Source organism: Pseudosulfitobacter koreensis, assembly GCF_024733015.1.
Classification (GTDB): Bacteria; Pseudomonadota; Alphaproteobacteria; order Rhodobacterales; family Rhodobacteraceae; genus Pseudosulfitobacter; species Pseudosulfitobacter koreensis.
This window is the reverse complement of sequence record NZ_JANKJG010000004.1, coordinates 1-17,784: the sequence shown is the minus strand read 5'-3', so window position 1 is coordinate 17,784 and position 17,784 is coordinate 1. Positions and strand designations below refer to the sequence as shown.

Below are 17,784 nucleotides of genomic sequence, written 5' to 3'. Positions count from 1 at the left end.
TTCCGTCGTGGAAAAATTTAGCGTTTCAGGCCAGTGCGTCCAGCAGATCGGTCATGTCGGCGGGCATTTCGGCTTCAAACCGCATGTTTTCGCCGCTGACAGGGTGAACAAAGCCCAAAACCGCTGCATGTAGCGCCTGCCGTGAAAACCCGTTGAGCACAGCCAGCGCCGCGTCGCTCAGTGCGCCCTTGGGCAGCTTGCGTTTGCCGCCATAGACCGGATCGCCCACCAACCCGTGACCGGCATGGGCCATGTGCACACGAATCTGGTGGGTGCGCCCCGTCTCCAGCCAGCATTCCATCAGCGCCAGAACGTCCGGCGTGCCAAAGCGCGTGACGGTGCGCGCCCGCGTCACCGCGTGCCGCCCGCCCTGAAACAGCACCGCCTGACGCTGTCGGTCGGTCTTGTGGCGCGCCAGTTGCGTCGTCAGCTTCAGGATATTGCCCGGCTCGAACGATGCGCCCCTGATCCCGCGCAGGCGCGGATCGTTGGCGTCGGGCACGCCGTAAACCAGCGCGCGGTAATACCGTTCGACCGTGTGGGCGGCGAACTGGTCCGCCAGCCCGTGATGCGCCGCGTCCGACTTTGCAACCACCAGCAAGCCACTGGTTTCCTTGTCGATCCGGTGCACGATGCCGGGACGTTTCATGCCGCCTACGCCGGACAGATTGTCACCGCAATGGTGCATCAGCGCGTTGACCAGCGTGCCCGACGGTGTGCCCGGGGCGGGATGCACCACCATGCCCGCAGGCTTGTCCACGACCACCAGATCGTCATCTTCATAGATGATCGTCAGCGGGATATTCTCGGCCTGGATATGGCTTTCGGCAGCGACGGCCACCGCGATCATCACATCCGCGCCCTCGTCCACCTTCGCCTTTGGGTCGCGCACGACTTCACCGTTGACCCTGACCGATCCGTCCTCGATCAACCGTCCCAGACGGGTGCGCGACAAGGCGGCATCCGCTGGCACATCGCGCGCCAAGGCCTTATCAAGACGCGCAGGCGGCGCTTCGCCCACCCGAAACCGAACGAGTTGATCCGACATGTCCAATCCTCACGACACTGATGCCACAGACGCGTCCGAAGTGCCCGAACCGCCCCATCTCAAAAACCTGCGCCGTCTGGTGACGCTTCTCACCGTCACGATGATCGCAGGCATGGCCGCGATTTTCGTGCTGATGGCAATACGCCTCAATAGCCCGACAACGCCCCGGCTTCCAGAGCGCATCACCCTGCCCGACGGCACAACACCCACCGCGTTCGCACAAACTCCGCAGTATATCGCCATAACAACCCCGACGCAGGTGCTGATCTACTCCGCAGACGGCAAGGAACTGAAGCAGACCATCACCCTCGACTGACGCCCCGCCTTGATCGGCCACCCGTTTTCTTTTGGCCAAAAATATCCTGGGGTCCGGGGCGAAGCCCCGATCATCGGAACGGCAATTTCTTAAGGGAAGGGTAATGGTACCACCTCCTGGTCTCGAACCAGGGACCTCTTGATCCACAATCAAGCGCTCTAACCAACTGAGCTAAGGCGGCACTGCGCGGTGATGTAACCAAGACATCCGGGTTTGGCAAGACCGATCAAAAGCGAATTTGCCATTCCTGTTCGACCAGCGCCTGACCGAACGAACGCACTGACCTGCAACTCACCAGCGACCAGCCGTTGCGCCGGTACAGCGCGCAGGCCGCAACGTGGCTCTCGTGGGTCCAGAGCCGCATCCCCTTGTAGCCGCGTTCACGGGCGAACCCCATGCAGGTCTGCAGCAACCGGTAGCCCAGTCCGCGCCCCCGCGCCGCGTCGGTCACCAGAAACATCCTCAGCTTGGCCGTATCCGCATCAAGCGCCACGCAGAACATGCAGGCCACAGGCGCCCCGGCCCCGTCCACCGCGATCCAACCCGCTTCGCGCTCAGGATCATGGCCCGCATCGAAATCGCGCAGAATCGTTTCCACCAGCGTGGCAAAGCTTTCGTCGAACCCGTCGACCTCGCGGTAGTGACGCGCATGCGCCGCCAGCACCCAAGGCGCATCGCGGGAGGTATAGGACCGGATCGAAAACTCTGTCATGCTGCCAGCCTTGCTCCACCCTTGCCCGCGTCACCCTTGCCCGCGTCACACTTGCCCGCGTCACACTTGCCAATCAAGCCTGTCTTCGCTAGCACAATCGCCTGACACAGCCGGAGGCCATCATGGGCATCAACAACGAGCGCGACATCGAAGCCAATCTGCAGATCGGCCCCACGGACAAGGGCATGGTCCGTCTGTTCGTCGAAGGCGGCGGTGCCGAGATCCCGATGGACTTCGAGCCCGACGAGGCCCGCGAGATCGCTGAAGAGCTACTGGCCGCGGCCAAGGCTGCCGAATCCATCAAGCGCTGAGCCGTCACCCCAATCCCGCAAACGCCGCCGGGTCACGCAGAGCCTGCAACCGCCGTGCCGCATGCGTGGCGAACTTTTGCACCATCACCTTGCGGCGCGCGGCGGCCAGCCGGTCTTCGGGCGGCATGCGGATCACCTCGGCGTCATAGCCGTCTGCGATGATCAGACCGGTGCCCTCGGGCAAAAGGTCAGTGGGAAAATCTGCATCGACCGCCCAGAAAAACCGGTCGCACCACTCCAGATAGCCCTGCCACTTGCTGTCCGACATGTAATCGGCGCGGCTGGATTTGCATTCGACCACCCAGATTTCGCCCTTCGGTCCCAGCGCCATCACATCCACCCGCAGCCCGCGCGCAGGCACCAGTTCCTCGACGGTGACCATGCCCAGCGCCGCCAGATGCCGGGCCACGCCACGCGCCAGAACCTGCCCCGGTGCAAGGGCCACAAGATCGGATGTCAAAGCCATGCCCAAAAATATGAACATTACGTGAACAAATGCAAGCCCTGCGCGTGAAACCTTGGAAGGTGTGCCGCGCGCATCTATGTTACCCTTCTGTAATGGATCGTCGGAAAGGCCCGCATGACATCTGATCGCCCCCTCACCGACGCCCAAGCGCGCGGTGTCCGCCACGCCCGCGAGCTGGAAACCCACCTGACCTGGCTCGATACATTCTCCGGTACCGCGCTCGGTGTGCTGGCGGTCGCATCAGGCATCTACACCTATCTCGGGGTGTCATCCCTGCTGGATGACACGGGCGCGATGTCGGTCTTTGCCGCGATCGCCTACTCGGTGGCGGTGTCCGTCGGGATCTTCGTCTTCTGGTCCTACATGATGCGTCTCTTTCCGGCGGTGCGCACCGCGCAGGCCCGCATCGGGCTTATGGGGGCGATGGTGCTGGGGTCGCTCGCGATCGTGGCAATGTCCTCCTGGCTGAACGCCGCCGCCCTGGCCGGATCGGCCGCCGTCGAGCAGCACCTGGCGACAACGGTGCAGGAATATCAGGGCGCGCTGGAAGAAACCCACGAAATCGCGCTCAGCGCCCAAAGCCTTGAGCGTGACGTCGCCCGCGTGCGTCAATCCTTCGAGGACCTGTCTGAACAGGAGGCCGCGGGTGCCCTGTCCGGCATGGCCGGGCGCGGTGCCGTGTTCCGTGTCCTGCGCCAGAAATCCGCCGAATTGTCGGGGCTCGAGGCGCAGATCGCCACGCAGACCCCGCTGGTCAGTGCCGCCTTCACGGAAGGCAACGCCATCCTCAGCCGGATGCGCGCCCTCACGGTCGAGGCAGGGCCGGTCGAGGCCCGGTCGGTCGAGTTTTCCGAAGCCACCGTGCGTCTGGCCGGGCTGATCGCGCAATTGCGCCAGCTCTCTGTCGCGCCGCTTGTGGAACGCGCGGCACAGGATCTGGCCGCCTCGGTGGTGCTGCCCGAACTTGACGGAAGCACCTCGCAGATCCGCACCGATCAGGCGTCGACGATCACCAGCGTGCTCGATGTGCTGGCCCAGCGCGCCGCGACGCTGCAAGGGGCCGCCGCCGCCGTTATCGCCCAGACACCGCCGCCTGATGTGACCTATACGCCGATCTCCTCGGCCGATGCGGTGATCCTCTACGCGCGCAACTTCGTGCCCTCATGGGCCGGAGCGATTGCGATTGACCTGCTGCCTGCAGTGCTGGTCCTGATCCTCGCCATCACCCAGTCCGCCATCCGCCATGGCCGCGAGGGCACCGCTGTCGACGACACCATGACACTGGCCGAACTGCGCGCCGCCCTCGGGGCCGTGCGCGATGTGGAACTGGCGATGAACAACATGCCGGATAGCTTGGCCAAGGACACGCTGGTCAAGGATTCACAGGCCCCGGACGCGCCCGAAACGCCGACGCGCCCTACCCCGGTCAGCTCTCTGTGAGTGATTCCGCCCCATCCAAATTCCCCTCGGTCGGGCGCATCCTTGCAGGCGTGCTGGTGTTCCAGCTTGGGCTGGGCGTGCTCTTGATCATCGGGGACATGTCGGACGCGGGCCTGTCGCTGCCGTCCTTCGGCCCCGGCCAGCCGCAGCTGACCGAACCCGTGCGCCCCGGCGACCAGCGCCGCACCTTCGATCCGGACCGCCCGCGCCCGTTCGGCCCCTCCGAGCCGCTGCCCGAACGGCTGATGCTGACCGAGCTTGAGGGCGGCACCTACCGCCTCGAAGGGACGATCGCGCCCGACGACGCCACGCGCATCTCCGCCCTGATCACCGCCTCGGTGCCCGCCCCCGACCGGCTGGTGCTGCAATCGCCGGGCGGATCGGTCGCCGATGCCCTGGAACTGGGGCGCTTTATCCGCGAACAGAACATCGCCACGGAAATGCGCGCGGACGAAGTGTGCTATTCCGCCTGCCCCTACCTGCTGGCGGCAGGCATCACGCGCACCATCGCCGAGAGTGCCAGCGTCGGCGTCCATCAGCATTACTTCGGCCAAAGCACGATCCTGCCCGCCTCTTTCGCAGTCGAGGACATCCAGCGTGGCCAGGGTGAGGTGATGACTTACCTCGACGAAATGGGCATCGACCCGCTGGTGATGCAGCACGCGCTGACCACGCCGCCCGACGAGATCTACGTGCTGCTCCCAGAGGAGCTGACACGCTACAACTTCGTCGAAAGCGAGTGAACAGGCTTCATCTTGCCAGATAAACTCCGGGGGAGGCCGCAGGCCGGGGGCAGCGCCCCCTTGCCCCCCTTGCCAAGTGCCAGCGCGCACCCTATCTCAGGCAGTGGCGGGTTCTGCCCCTCTCGATACGGTTACGTTCCAGTGGCCTTAAGCAATTCCGAGGGAACTGGCTCTGTTTGGACCCTGGTCCACTTACCCGGTGCCCACCTGTACATACAGGTCCTCGGGAACAAAGAACCAACGGCTGCGGTGGTTCCCGCCACTTTCCGCAAATCTGCACAGTCACGGCGCGCAGGCGCCGATTGCGACGCATCTGCGCACGACTATGTTTCTGCACAACAGCAGCATTCAAAGGAGATGTCCCATGTCCCTGCGCCCCACATTGGAAACCCGCCGTGCCCAGCCCACGCTGGAAGGGGCCGGTGTCAAACTGCACCGCGCCTTCGGCTTTCAGGACCCGTCGGAACTGGACCCGTTCCTGCTGTTTGACGACTTTCGCAACGAACGCCCCGAGGATTTCGAAAAGGGGTTTCCCTGGCACCCGCACCGGGGGATCGAGACGATCACCTACGTGCTGTCGGGCACCGTCGATCATGCCGACAGCCTGGGCAACACCGGCGCGCTTGGGGCCGGTGACGTGCAGTGGATGACCGCCGGACGCGGCATTCTGCATCAGGAGATGCCGCAGGGGAATCCACAGGGCCAGATGCACGGCTTTCAGCTTTGGGGCAATCTGCCCTCGGCGCAGAAGATGACCGCGCCGCGGTATCAGGACGTGACCGCAGCCGATATCCCCGAGGTCACCGACGACGACGGCACCACCGTGCGCGTGATCACCGGCGAATTCTGGGGCAAGAAAGGCCCCGTGGACGGCATCGCCGCCGATCCGCAGTATCTGGACGTGACCATGCCGCCCGGTGTGCGCAAGACGTTCCGCATCGACACCTACCGCCGTGCCTTTGCTTATATCTTCGAGGGTCAGGCGGCTTTTGTCGACGCCTCGGCACCCAGCGGGGTCTTGCTGGAAAAGGAAGTGGCAGGACAAGAGGTCAACATCCGCGATCTTTCAGGCGACCGCACGCTGATCCGCTTTGGCTCGGGCGACAAGATTACCGTGCAGGCAGGCGAACAGGGCGTGCGCTTTCTGCTGATCTCGGGCGCGCCGATCAACGAGCCCGTGGCCTGGCACGGCCCCATCGTGATGAACACGCAAGAAGAGCTGATGCAGGCGATGCGCGAATTGCGCAACGGCACGTTCATCAAGCCTGCGCACTGAACGACCCCAGACCTGGGTTCCTGCCCTGCGCGCCGCCTTTACAGCGCGCAGGTTGCTACCGACCGCCGACCGAGCGGCGCACCATGTCCCAATAGATGTCCTGCACCTCGGCCAGACGCAACCGTCCGCCCGCGCGAAACCATGTGTTCACGCCAGTCAGCATCGCGATCACGGCGAGCGTCGCGATCTTGGTGTCGGGCACCGCAAATGCGCCCTCGTCGGCCCCGCGCCGCAGGATCGCTTCCAGATGGTCCTCATAGCGCCGGCGCAGGGCTTCGACGACGGCAAAGTTATCCGGCTCCAGATTGCGCAGTTCCATATAGGCGATGAACACCGCATCGGGGCGGTCATGGTGAAATCCGATGTGAAAGCGCACGAAACGTTCCAGCGCCGATGCCGCGTCGCCCCCGTGGTCGGGCAGCGCCGCAAGCAGGTCGGTCATGTGGTCGCGCATCAGATCGAACAGCAATGTCTGCTTGTCGGGCGTGTAGTTATAGAGCGCGCCTGCCTGTACCCCGACCTCGCCCGCAATCCGGCGCATCGACACGGCGGCATAGCCATCTCGGGCGAACAGACGCAGTGCGGCGTCTCGCACCCGTGGCCCCGTGATGTCCGAATGTGATCCTGCTGTGCGCGCCATGTGCACCCGATTATCTGAACACTCGTTCAAAACCAAGTCCCTTGCACCATGGGCGACACTGGTGCATCAAGCATGCAACATCTCATTCAGGCAGGTTCATGCGCCTTTTTCTTGTCACAGCCCTGATCGCCGCCCCGCTTGCGCTGGCGGCCTGTGCCCAGTTCCCCGAACTGGACGCCGCCATATCGGAGCGCGCGAAGGCTGCGGATTATCCCGAACTGGTCAACGTCGCCCCCATCCTTGCGCGCGCGGAGAATGACGGCCCCGCGCCTGCGGTCGTGCAAGGCAATCTGGAGGCCCGCGTCGCCGCCCTGCGGAGCCGCGCGGCACGGATCAAGGGGTCAAGCGTGATCGACAGTGCCGACCGGACACGTCTGGCCCAAGAGCCCCGCATAGACTGAGCCGCAGCCACGCAAACGGGCGCTTTCCCTTTCTTTCGGCGCCCCTTTCCCTTTCTTGCGGCGTGATCGACAGCGCCATGTTGCGTGCCCAGCGCGAACGGGGTAGATGCGCAAAAACACCACGCATGTATAAGGAAATAGCCCATGTCCCAGCCCCTTCGCCTTGGTATCGCCGGTCTGGGCACGGTCGGCATGGGTGTCGTCAAGATCGTGCGCCAGCAGGCCGCTCTGCTGACTGCCCGCACCGGGCGCGAGATCACGATCTCGGCGGTTTCGGCTCGGACCAAGGACAAGGATCGCGGCATCAGCCTGGGGGATTATGCGTGGGAAACTGATCCGGTTGCCCTGGCGAAACGTGACGATGTGGACCTGTTCCTTGAGCTGATGGGCGGTGAAGATGGCCCCGCCAAGGACGCCACCGAAGCGGCCCTTGCCGCAGGCAAACACGTGGTCACCGCCAACAAGGCGATGCTGGCCATGCACGGCCAGTCGCTGGCCGAACAGGCCGAGGCGGCGCAGCGATCCTTGAAGTTCGAGGCTGCCGTTGCTGGCGGCATCCCCGTGATCAAGGTGCTGACCGAAGGCCTTGCAGGAAACGGCATCACCCGCGTGATGGGCGTGATGAACGGCTCGTGCAACTACATCCTGACCCGGATGGAGACTGCCGGGCTGACCTATCAGGAGGTCTTTGCCGAGGCCGATGGCCTGGGCTACCTCGAAGCCGACCCGCAGCTGGACGTGGGGGGCATCGACGCCGCGCACAAGCTCGCGATCCTGTCGTCGATCGCTTTTGGCACCCGCGTCGATTTCGCGGGCATCGAACTGGAAGGTATCGAGCGGATCAGCATCGAAGACATCCGCGCCGCCGCCGACATGGGTTTCAAGATCAAGCTGCTGGGCGTAGCGCAGAAAACCGGGCGCGGCTTGGAACAGCGGATGCAGCCCTGTCTTGTGCCAGATACATCGCCGCTGGGCCAGTTGCAGGGCGGCACCAACATGATCGTACTGGAAGGCGACGCGGTCGAGCAGATCGTGTTGCGCGGCCCCGGTGCCGGTGCAGGCCCCACCGCGAGTGCCGTGATGTCCGACGTCTGCGACATCGCGCGCGGCTTTTCCCTGCCGGTCTTCGGACAGCCCGCATCCACTTTGGAAGCGGCGACACCTGCGCTGTCGGTGCTGCCAGCGCCTTATTACCTGCGGATGGGTCTGGTCGACAAACCCGGCGCACTGGCCAAGATCGCCGCAGCACTTGGCGAAGCGGGCGTCAGCATCGAACGGATGCGCCAGTACGGCCATGCCGATGCGGAAGCGGCCCAGGTGCTGATCGTAACCCACAAGACCACCCGCGCGAGCCTGGATGTGGCCGTCGAGGCGATGGAAGGCACCGGCGTTCTGGCCTCTGCCCCTGTCGCGCTGCGGATCGAGCACTTGTAAAGTTGCGCCATCGGGCTGCCGCCGCTACAAATTTTCCAGACACAGATTGATGAGGATCACCCCCATGCCAGACGCCGCAAAATTTCATGACCGCATGTTGTCCCTGGGCCTTGCGCGGGTCTCGGAGGCGGCGGCACTGGCTTCGGCCAAGCTGATCGGGCACGGCGACGAGAAAGCCGCCGACCAGGCCGCGGTGAACGCCATGCGCGAGCAGCTGAACCTGCTGGACATCGCGGGCGTGGTGGTGATCGGCGAGGGCGAGCGTGACGAAGCGCCGATGCTGTTCATCGGCGAGGAAGTGGGCACCGGCAACGGCCCCGGCGTGGATATCGCGCTGGACCCGCTGGAAGGCACCACGCTGACCGCGAAGGACATGCCCAACGCGCTGACGGTGATCGCGATGGGCCCGCGCGGGTCGATGCTGCACGCGCCGGACGTCTATATGGAAAAGCTGGCCATCGGTCCGGGCTTTGCCCCCGATACAGTCACGCTGGCCATGAGCCCCGGCGAACGCGTCAAAGCGCTGGCCAAGGCCAAGGGGTGTGCGACCGCAGACATCACCGTGTGCATTCTTGAGCGCCCACGCCACGCCGACATGATCGCCGATGTGCGCGCCACCGGTGCGGCCATCCGCCTGATCACCGATGGGGACGTCGCGGGGGTGATGCATTGCGCCGACCCAGACACCGGCATCGACATGTACATGGGCGACGGCGGTGCCCCCGAGGGCGTGTTGGCCGCAGCCGCGTTGAAATGCATGGGCGGGCAGATCTATGGCCGCCTGCTGTTCCGCAACGACGACGAAAAGGGCCGCGCGGCAAAGGCGGGCATCACCGACCTCGACCGCGTTTATACCCGCGACGAGATGGTCACCGAGGACGTGATCTTTGCCGCGACCGGTGTGACGTCGGGATCGCTGTTGCAGGCGGTTCAGCGCGAACCCGGCTGGCTGACCTGCGAAACCCTGTTGATGCGGTCGAAAACCGGATCGGTGCGGCGGATGCAATACCGCACGCCCGTATCGGAAACCTGATAACCCGCCGCGTGGGGCTGATCGGCCCTCCGGGGGGAGTTTGTTTGGCAAGATGAAGATGGGATGTGGCCATGTATCTGGGCGTTGAGACATCCCTGACCGGGCGGCGCTGGGTCGGGCCTGCTGTGGAAGTGCAGCGGGCAGCCGATCTTATCGTGCAGCTAAAGGGACTGCCGGGGCCCGTGGCGCAGGTTCTGGCGCGGCGTGGCGTGGTGGCAGAGGAAGCGGATGCGTTCCTGGCCCCTGCCCTGCGCGATCTGCTGCCGGACCCGCGCCTGTTGAAGGACATGGAAAAGGCCGCCTCGCGCGTGCTGGAGGCAGTGACGCGGCGCGAGCGGATCGCGATCTTTGCCGATTACGATGTGGATGGCGGCAGTTCCGCGGCCTTGTTGCTGGACTGGTTGCGGCAGCTGGGCCTGCGCGCGACGCTCTATGTGCCGGACCGGATCGACGAAGGCTATGGGCCCAATGATGCGGCGATGGCGGAATTGGCGGCGGCCCATGACCTGATCATCTGCGTGGATTGCGGAACGCTGTCGCACGGGCCGATTTCGGCGGCGGTCGGCGCGGATGTGGTCGTGCTGGATCACCACCTGGGTGGCGAGACGCTGCCCGGTGCGGTGGCGGTCGTGAACCCCAACCGGCAGGACGAAGACGGCGATCTGGGGCATCTCTGTGCCGCCGCCGTGGTGTTCCTGATGCTGGTCGAATGCGGGCGGCAGTTGCGCGGCGCGGGCAAAAGCGGGCCGGACCTGATGCGGATGCTGGATCTGGTGGCGCTGGCCACCGTGGCGGATGTGGCGCCGCTGATCGGGGTCAACCGCGCGTTTGTCCGTCAGGGCCTGCGGGTCATGGCCGCGCGTGACCGCGCAGGACTGGCGGCACTGGCGGATGTGGCGCGGCTGGATACGGCGCCTGCGGCCTATCATCTGGGCTATCTGCTGGGGCCGCGCATCAATGCGGGCGGGCGGATCGGTCAGGCCGATCTGGGCGCGCGTCTGCTGGCCACGACCGACGCGCACGAGGCTGCGGCGATGGCCGAGCGGCTGGACCTTCTGAACACCGAGCGGCGCGACATCGAGGCCGCCGTGCGCGCATCTGCCATGGCGCAGGCCGAGGAACGCGGTTTCGACGCACCGCTGGCCTGGGCGGCAGGCGATGGCTGGCACCCCGGTGTCGTGGGCATCGTCGCGGCACGGCTGAAAGAGGCGTCGAACCGTCCAGCCGTGGTGATCGGGATCGAGGACGGCATCGGCAAAGGCTCGGGCCGGTCGGTCACCGGCATTGACCTGGGCGCCGCGATCCAGCGGCTGGCCGCCGAAGGGCTGCTGCTGAAGGGCGGCGGGCACAAGATGGCTGCGGGGCTGACAGTGCGTGAAGAGCTTATTCCGGACGCGATGGCGCGGCTGGGCGCGTTGCTGGCCAAACAGGGGGCGGACCGCATCGGCGTGGCGGATCTGCGGCTGGACGGCACGATGATGCCCGGTGCCGCGCAAGTGGAACTGGCCGAGATGATCGAGCAGGCAGGCCCTTACGGTGCCGCCGCCCCCGGTCCGCGCTATGCCTTTGCAGACATGCAGATCTTTCATGCCAAGCGGGTCGGCGAAAGCCATCTGAAGCTCAGCTTTGGCGATATCGGCGGGCCGCGCATGGATGCCATCTGTTTCGGGGCCTATGATGGCCCGCTGGGGCCCCGGCTGGAACGGCACGGCGGCGCGCGCTTTCATCTGGCGGGGCGACTGGACATCAACACATACCGCGGGCGGCAGAGCGTTCAGCTGCGTTTGGAGGACGCTGCGGAGGCTTGAACAGAATTTTCTGAAAGAACTTCATTTTTGGTCTTGCACCATCCCGCGCGATTGCATAATCAGCCCCTCACAAGACAGTGGCCCGTTCGTCTATCGGTTAGGACGTCAGGTTTTCAACCTGAAAAGAGGGGTTCGACTCCCCTACGGGCTGCCACTTGTTCCCCGAAAGCCCTATTTTATTGGCCTCTTGGTCCGCATGTGGACCACGAGTTTCGGGCCGTGGTCCACCTTTCATCTCAGCCATGCGCTTGGAAGCCGCCGTTGCAGCGCCGCGGCGCTGGAAGTTCTTGGTGTAGACGCTGGCGGCCTTCGCCTCAGTCCAACCGAAGGCGGCCATGAGTTCGTATTCGGTCGCGCCACGTTCAGCCATGAGCTCTGCGACGCCCTTCCGGATCCAATGCTGTGAACGCGTGGACCTTTTCTTCACGACCTTCCGCTTGCCCTTACCCACATAGATCGGATTACCCTCTTCATCCTTCGCATCGACGCAGAGACCGGCAGCGATGATCCACTTGCGAACCCGGTTATCGAGTGAGCCGGAGGAGGCGAACGGTTTCCCTTGCTCGGTCAACAGGTAGGTATTGCGTTCGTCATGCAATGCCAGCTCCGTTGCAAGCATATTACCCAAGGGAATCGAGACGAACGCCGAACCCTTTTTTGAGGGTTGCCACTCAAGGTAACGATCGCCCTCGTACATCGCTTCGTTCTTCCTGCCAAGGCGATGAGTATCGCCGATCCGGCTGTGGCTGTCATAAGCGAGGCAAAACCACAGCCGCGCCATGGTCCCGGAGCCATGGGCAGTCAGAAACTTCTCGACGTCCTCAGGCTTCCAGGGCTTGGCGCCTCCACCGGCTGTGTGGATGTTCTCCACTGCGAAGACAGGACTATTCTTGGGATAACCGCGCTTGGCTCCCCAACGATACGCAGCGCGAAGCGCCTTGAGGCAAGTGTCAGCGGCAGCCGTGAGAACTCCGAAGCCGTCTTGAATATGAATGAACGCTTCTTCGGGCAGGTCGGAGTCCAAGGACCCCATACGATCGCCGTCAAGATCAAGTGTGTCGCAAGCTTGCTTAAATCCTGTCTGACGGCTTGTCAGGGTGCCTTTTGACATACTGCCAGCTTTTACCTGCGTTTTCAGCCATTCGAGGTGCTTGTCGCAAAGCTCGTCGAGAGTACCCTTCCTCGGCTTTTCTGGTTTCCTCATTTCGAGCTTTTGGCCCGCGCGAGCGGCATTGTAGTGTTCGTGGAAGCCAGGTTTTCCCGGCCCCATAGGGATCGGGATTTTTTTGTCTCGGTCGCCTTCCACGCGAACACGCCATCTGACAGTTCCCGCCGCCGTCTTGTCATCGAGGAGTCCTTTGAACTCAAATTTCATCGTTGTGCCCCTCTCCACTTCTTCGGCGCCTGACCGTTCGGCGCCAGCGGCTCCGAGTTGGTGGCATTATTCAATTGTTCCGGGAGAAATTCCAGCCGCAGGCTGCCGTTCGGCTGAACGACCAAGGCGGTGGGGGTAAGGTCGGCGGCGGCGGCGATCGCATTCTTCACGGACGCCTGAGTGAGTTTCGGTGCGGACATTTTGAATTCTCCTGACTGATGATCAGGAGGTCGGCTCATTTTTCTGTATCCGGAGGCGGCTGTGATCAGGGTTCGATATCTCCTCACCGACGACAGCAATGGTACGATCGGCGACGTCATGGATGCTGCGATGGATGCGATCCAAACCCTCGCCCCACGTCTCGATCGCAACGCCGAGCTGCTTGCGGATCAGGTGTTCGAGGCCCTCCAAGACAACGGCTATGGCGAATTTGACGGCGTTATCCCTGCCTTGTCCGAGGCATTGGGTGATCAGGGTTTGACCGCGCTCAGGGTACGTGCGGAAGCTGCGATGGATGCGCCCATCACCTTGGACGAAACCGAGTATTTCGGGGTTCTCATGAGCGTCGAGCGCCGCCTTGAAATGGCAAAGGACAGCCACGACAGAACGCTCAGGATGATCCTGTCGGACGTTGCCGATGCCCAGGGCGATGTGGATGCGTGGCTGTCGCAGTATAGCGCGCAGCAACTGACGTATCACACGATTGCACCGAATGCAGCGCGACGGCTCTTAAAAGCGGGCCGGGCCGAAGACGCCCTGCGGATCATGGAAACCTGCATCGCCTCTGAGAAGGGCAAAGGCCGCGCCTTTGACTCGCCCGAGGTCGACAGCGCCCATTTCGCCTGCCTCGACGCCTTGGGCGAGGAGGCAAACCTGCGCAGCGCCATGTGGACCCGGTTTGAAACCAGGCTTTGCGCGGAGACCCTGCGCCGCTATCTCTCGCGCCTGCACGATTTCGACGATGATGAGGCGCTGCTGAATGCCCGCACCCATGTGCGCACCTACCCCGACCTGCTCCAGGGCCTCGTCTTCTGTGTGAGTTGGCCCGACCCAGGGCTTGCCGCTGACGTGATACTGTCCCGTCACGCAGAGCTGGATGGCAATGCCTATGAAATCCTTACCCCGGCATCCGAGTTACTCAAGGCCGAACATCCCCTGGCCGCAACACTGGTGTGGCGGTTGATGATCACCTTTGCGCTTCAAAACAACCGCGCCAAACGCTACCGGCATGCCGCAAGGCATCTCGCCTCCTGCGCCCAGGCCGATCTGGCGATTGCGGATTACGGCGCCTTTCAAAGCCACGAGGCCTTTGTCGACGACCTGCGCCGCAGGCATCCACGCAAACAGGCATTCTGGGACAAGGTCGAACAACAGGGCCGGATCTAAACGGCGCGTGGAGAAGTGGCTTCCGGCCCAGACCGGACACTGATCGTCTGTTCGGAAGCTGCGTTGCAGCGTCACCGAACCGGCCATTCGCTGCATCCGCGAGATGATGCGTCGCTCGATTTCCGCAGTGCGATTGACAGGAACTCTTCCTCGTCGCGCACCTTTGGTTGGTGGCCCTTCCACAGATTCTGAGCTCGAATTGGACCACGAAATGCAAACGCCAGTGGGAGGTCGAATGGCTTGTGAGAGTGCTCACATGATCAATGACAGCTTGTTGCTCCTCCAGCGGCCGGACAGGATACGGCATCGGCGGTAGCCGCACAGTCTGCCATGAAACCAAACCCTTTGCAGATCGTTGATGAGCATGGACTTGAACTTCGAACGACAGGGTGCCGGTCAACCTTTGCTTTTGGTGCACGGGTTGGGCGGAAGCATGCGCTCTTGGGACAGCATCGTGCCGACACTCGCGCGCGCGCGCGAGGTGGTGCTGGTCGATCTGCCGGGCCATGGGCAGTCTCCGCCGCTTGCGGGGCGCCAGACCATCGCCGCCTACGCGGATGCGCTGGACCGCTTCATCGACAGGAACGGTTTGGCGGGCGTCGATACCGTCGGCAGCTCCGTCGGAGCCCGGATGGTCTTGGAACTGGCAAGGCGCGGAACGGGCGGCCACACGGTTGCCTATGATCCGGGCGGTTTCTGGCGCGGCTGGGAAACCGCCTGGTTCCGCTCGACCTTGGCTGCGTCGGTCCGGCTGGTGCGGCTCTTGCGGCGGCGTATCCCGACACTGTCGCAAAGCCGGGCCGCGCGCACGGTGCTGCTGGCCCAACTGTCGGCACATCCCGGCGACCTTGACCCCCAGCTGGTTCAGAATGAACTGACGTCGATCGCCGAGACGAACGTCTTCGATGCAATGTTGAGCGAACTGGCGCGTGGCCCGTTGCAGGATGGAACGACGACACCGCCCGGACGGGTGACGATCGGCTGGGGTCGCCAGGACCGGCTCCTGCTGCCCCGCCAAGCGGAGCGCGCGCAGGCGGCCTTTCCGACGGCTGAACTGCACTGGTTCGACCGGTGCGGCCACTTTCCGCAATGGGACCGCCCGACGGAGGCAGCAGAGGTTATCCTGAAGACGGTGCAGAATTGAGTTGCGAAGCAAGGGCTTGTGTGGTTGGCGCAGCCTGTCTCGCCTTGATGTGCGCCCGTGCCAAGCGAAGCTGCAACCCTTCTGCTATAGTAAACGCATGACCCAGCTTGTGCAGCCCCGCTTGGTTAACCCGCCCGAAGGCGATCCCGGCGTCTATCTCGACTTCCGCTTCGGCCGGCGCGCCATGCTTTTTGACATGGGCGACCTGTCGCCGCTGACCCCGCGCGAGCTTCTGCGGGTCAGCCACGTGTTCGTCTCGCATGCCCACATGGACCACGTTGCGGGCACTGACCGGCTGCTACGCCTGCGCCTCAACCGGCCGCGCCCGCTCTGCATGACCGGTCCCGCGGGCTTCGTTCGTCAGGTCGAGAGCCGCCTCAACGCGTTCACCTGGAACCTTCTCGACGAAACCTCCACCAACTTCCGTCTCACGGTGCAGGAGTTCGATGGAACCCGGATCGTGCGAGCGGCCGAGTTCCGCGCTCACGACGCCTTTCACCGCCGCGACCTTGCTCCGGCGGACCTGCCCGAAGGCGTCGTGCTCGCCGACGAGGATTTCAGCGTGGAAGCGGTAGCACTCGACCACGGCATCCCGTCGCTCGCTTTCGCCTTTCAGGAAAGCCTTCGCGTCAACGTCTGGAAGACCGCGCTCGATGGCATGGGTTTACCCGTGGGACCATGGCTCGAGGCCGCCAAGAGCGCGATCCGCAGCGGCGCCCCGGACGATCACGATGTGGACGTGCCCGGCTACGGCACCCGGCGTCTCGGTGACCTGCGAGGCCAAGCCTTCCGGGTCGGTTCCGGCCAGCGGGTCGTCTACGTCACCGACGCAGCCGATACGGAGGCGAACCGCACCCAGATCATGCGCCTTGCCCAGAATGCCGATCACTTGTTCATCGAAACTCCCTTTCTCGACGATGATCGCGACTTGGCCAAGGCGACGGCACATCTCACCGCGCGCGCTGCCGGTGAGATTGCGCGGGCTGCGGGTGCGCGCCGGGTCATCGGCTTCCACCACTCGGCGCGCTATGCCGACAGGCCCGGCGCGCTCGAGGCGGAACTGGCGGACGCGCTCGGTCAGGACGCAGAGCCCGCGCGGGTCGCGCCCGGTCTCGAGACCGGACCGAACTGGGTCCGCCGTTGGCGCCGCGAGGGCGTTTCGACCGAGGCGGCACTCGCACGGTTCGACACACTCCCGCCCGTCATGCCGGATGAGATGTTGGGCGCTTGGCGGGGGGGCGGGTTGCCGACGGGGCATTCCCTCGACGGCCTGCTGGAGCATCTCGGCTGGCACGGGAAACACTTCGCCAGCGTCGATCACGTCGATCCGCTGGTCTTCGAGCCCGGCATCGCGCTCGACCCGCGCCTGATGCCTGTCCGCATCGCACTGCGCTGGCCGCGCGTTGCAAAAAGCGCCGCAACCCGCACTGCCTTCAGGCTGTGTCGTCGCCTTTTGCGCGCTTCGGGGCCTGCCGCGCGGCTTGCCACGGTCGGGTTCCGCGGAAGCGCGAGCGCGGCGATGGTCTACGACCGGCAGCCCATCGTCGACCACTTCCGCCGCATCGACGAACGGCGCATTCTCGGCCTCATGAATATGCGCGGAGTGGCGCCCTACTTCTTTCTCTTGACCAAGGATGCGGTCGGCGAGTGGAAGTGATGGGGACCGCTTCCCAATCGACCTGTAGACTTCCTCAGCACTGCCGCGACGGTCATGTATGGTGATCGTTGAAGACTAAGAACGGCCCTTTGCTGCCATTGACCAAGTCCTTTCAATGCAGCGGCGCAGTCCGTCGATCGGACATTCGCGCATTGCGCAGCATTTTATAGGATGAAACGTCGGTCGGCGGACGAAACAGATTCATCCGGATCGCCCGCCTCCGCTTTCCTAAAATTGGAACAGACCCAAGGCATTCACCACATCGCGCTTTGTCGCCTCGGTGCGCTCGCGCGCGCGCTCCGTGCCTTCTTTGATCACCTCAAGGATGTACGCTCGGTCTTGGGATAGCTGGGTCCTGCGCGCTCGAATTGGAGCAATAAGCTCCTGAAGAATAGCTTCCAGACGCGCCTTAATCTTACCATCGCCAAGCCCGCCGCTCTGATAGTGCGCCTTGAGCTCGGCAAGCGCTTTTTGGTCGGGGTCGAAGGCGTCGAGATAGGTGAAGACCACATGCCCCTCAACACGTCCCGGGTCTTCGACACGCAGGTGGTGGGGATCGGTGAACATCGCTTTGACAGCAGCGCGGATGTCTTC

18 protein-coding genes, 2 tRNA genes and 1 pseudogene are annotated in these 17,784 nt (G+C 64.0%); 14 read left to right on the top strand and 7 right to left on the bottom strand.

Features of this window, described 5'->3' with window-relative positions:
• Positions 1–25: 25 nt before the first annotated feature.
• Entirely contained in the window at positions 26–1,048 is a 1,023-nt protein-coding gene (locus tag NTA49_RS07095; RefSeq protein ID WP_258293989.1) for an RluA family pseudouridine synthase, read from the bottom strand.
• 40 nt (positions 1,049–1,088) lie between these two features.
• On the opposite strand from NTA49_RS07095, the gene NTA49_RS07090 reads away from it, so the two are divergent.
• Positions 1,089–1,364 (top strand): DUF6476 family protein, encoded by a 276-nt coding sequence (locus tag NTA49_RS07090; protein ID WP_258293988.1) that lies wholly within the window; start codon positions 1,089–1,091, stop codon positions 1,362–1,364.
• A gap of 104 nt (positions 1,365–1,468) precedes the next feature.
• On the opposite strand, the gene NTA49_RS07085 is transcribed toward NTA49_RS07090, so the two are convergent.
• A tRNA-His gene (locus NTA49_RS07085) sits at positions 1,469–1,545 on the bottom strand.
• A 45-nt stretch (positions 1,546–1,590) separates the two neighbouring features.
• Positions 1,591–2,076: a GNAT family N-acetyltransferase gene (locus NTA49_RS07080; protein ID WP_258293987.1), complete on the bottom strand. Its 486-nt coding sequence runs from the start codon at positions 2,074–2,076 to the stop codon at positions 1,591–1,593.
• A gap of 122 nt (positions 2,077–2,198) precedes the next feature.
• Between NTA49_RS07080 and NTA49_RS07075 the strand changes: the two genes are divergently transcribed.
• Positions 2,199–2,387, top strand: coding sequence for a DUF6324 family protein (locus tag NTA49_RS07075; RefSeq protein WP_258293986.1), 189 nt, complete (start codon positions 2,199–2,201; stop codon positions 2,385–2,387).
• Positions 2,388–2,391: 4 nt separating this feature from the next.
• On the opposite strand, the gene NTA49_RS07070 is transcribed toward NTA49_RS07075, so the two are convergent.
• On the bottom strand, positions 2,392–2,853 hold the full coding sequence (locus tag NTA49_RS07070; RefSeq protein ID WP_258293985.1) for an MmcB family DNA repair protein: 462 nt from the start codon (positions 2,851–2,853) through the stop codon (positions 2,392–2,394).
• Between the two features lie 114 nt (positions 2,854–2,967).
• On the opposite strand from NTA49_RS07070, the gene NTA49_RS07065 reads away from it, so the two are divergent.
• From NTA49_RS07065 to NTA49_RS07055, 3 genes are all read left to right on the top strand, one after another.
• Positions 2,968–4,293: a hypothetical protein gene (locus NTA49_RS07065; protein ID WP_258293984.1), complete on the top strand. Its 1,326-nt coding sequence runs from the start codon at positions 2,968–2,970 to the stop codon at positions 4,291–4,293.
• On the top strand, positions 4,290–5,036 hold the full coding sequence (locus NTA49_RS07060; RefSeq protein ID WP_258293983.1) for a COG3904 family protein: 747 nt from the start codon (positions 4,290–4,292) through the stop codon (positions 5,034–5,036). The genes NTA49_RS07065 and NTA49_RS07060 overlap by 4 nt, the downstream gene beginning before the upstream one ends.
• Positions 5,037–5,400: 364 nt before the next feature.
• Positions 5,401–6,312, top strand: coding sequence for a pirin family protein (locus tag NTA49_RS07055; protein WP_258293982.1), 912 nt, complete (start codon positions 5,401–5,403; stop codon positions 6,310–6,312).
• 55 nt (positions 6,313–6,367) lie between these two features.
• Here the strand turns inward: NTA49_RS07055 and NTA49_RS07050 are convergent, their stop codons facing one another.
• The gene (locus NTA49_RS07050) at positions 6,368–6,952 is read right to left on the bottom strand and encodes a TetR/AcrR family transcriptional regulator (protein WP_258293981.1); all 585 of its coding nucleotides are present in this window, start codon (positions 6,950–6,952) and stop codon (positions 6,368–6,370) included.
• Between the two features lie 98 nt (positions 6,953–7,050).
• Between NTA49_RS07050 and NTA49_RS07045 the strand changes: the two genes are divergently transcribed.
• The 6 genes from NTA49_RS07045 (at position 7,051) to NTA49_RS07020 (ending at position 12,736) form a co-directional block, all read left to right on the top strand.
• Positions 7,051–7,353: a hypothetical protein gene (locus NTA49_RS07045; RefSeq protein WP_258293980.1), complete on the top strand. Its 303-nt coding sequence runs from the start codon at positions 7,051–7,053 to the stop codon at positions 7,351–7,353.
• Positions 7,354–7,497: 144 nt separating this feature from the next.
• Positions 7,498–8,787: a homoserine dehydrogenase gene (locus NTA49_RS07040; RefSeq protein WP_258293979.1), complete on the top strand. Its 1,290-nt coding sequence runs from the start codon at positions 7,498–7,500 to the stop codon at positions 8,785–8,787.
• A gap of 64 nt (positions 8,788–8,851) precedes the next feature.
• Complete coding sequence (gene glpX, locus NTA49_RS07035) at positions 8,852–9,820, top strand: class II fructose-bisphosphatase (protein WP_258293978.1); 969 nt, start codon at positions 8,852–8,854, stop codon at positions 9,818–9,820.
• A 71-nt stretch (positions 9,821–9,891) separates the two neighbouring features.
• A complete protein-coding gene (gene recJ, locus NTA49_RS07030) occupies positions 9,892–11,628 on the top strand; it encodes a single-stranded-DNA-specific exonuclease RecJ (protein WP_258293977.1) in 1,737 nt (578 codons plus the stop codon).
• A 79-nt stretch (positions 11,629–11,707) separates the two neighbouring features.
• Positions 11,708–11,782 (top strand) — tRNA-Glu (locus tag NTA49_RS07025).
• 567 nt (positions 11,783–12,349) lie between these two features.
• Entirely contained in the window at positions 12,350–12,736 is a 387-nt protein-coding gene (locus tag NTA49_RS07020; protein WP_258293976.1) for a hypothetical protein, read from the top strand.
• 263 nt (positions 12,737–12,999) lie between these two features.
• Here NTA49_RS07020 and NTA49_RS07015 read toward each other — a convergent pair whose 3' ends face one another.
• Entirely contained in the window at positions 13,000–13,203 is a 204-nt protein-coding gene (locus NTA49_RS07015) for a hypothetical protein (RefSeq protein ID WP_258293975.1), read from the bottom strand.
• 61 nt (positions 13,204–13,264) lie between these two features.
• On the opposite strand from NTA49_RS07015, the gene NTA49_RS07010 reads away from it, so the two are divergent.
• The 3 genes from NTA49_RS07010 (at position 13,265) to NTA49_RS07000 (ending at position 17,190) form a co-directional block, all read left to right on the top strand.
• Positions 13,265–14,389, top strand: coding sequence for a DUF6880 family protein (locus NTA49_RS07010; RefSeq protein WP_258293974.1), 1,125 nt, complete (start codon positions 13,265–13,267; stop codon positions 14,387–14,389).
• A gap of 364 nt (positions 14,390–14,753) precedes the next feature.
• On the top strand, positions 14,754–15,533 hold the full coding sequence (locus NTA49_RS07005) for an alpha/beta fold hydrolase (protein WP_258293972.1): 780 nt from the start codon (positions 14,754–14,756) through the stop codon (positions 15,531–15,533).
• A 97-nt stretch (positions 15,534–15,630) separates the two neighbouring features.
• Positions 15,631–17,190 (top strand): GXWXG domain-containing protein, encoded by a 1,560-nt coding sequence (locus NTA49_RS07000; protein ID WP_258293971.1) that lies wholly within the window; start codon positions 15,631–15,633, stop codon positions 17,188–17,190.
• A 228-nt stretch (positions 17,191–17,418) separates the two neighbouring features.
• Here the strand turns inward: NTA49_RS07000 and NTA49_RS06995 are convergent.
• Positions 17,419–17,784: pseudogene (locus NTA49_RS06995) on the bottom strand (tryptophan--tRNA ligase); the annotation flags it as partial.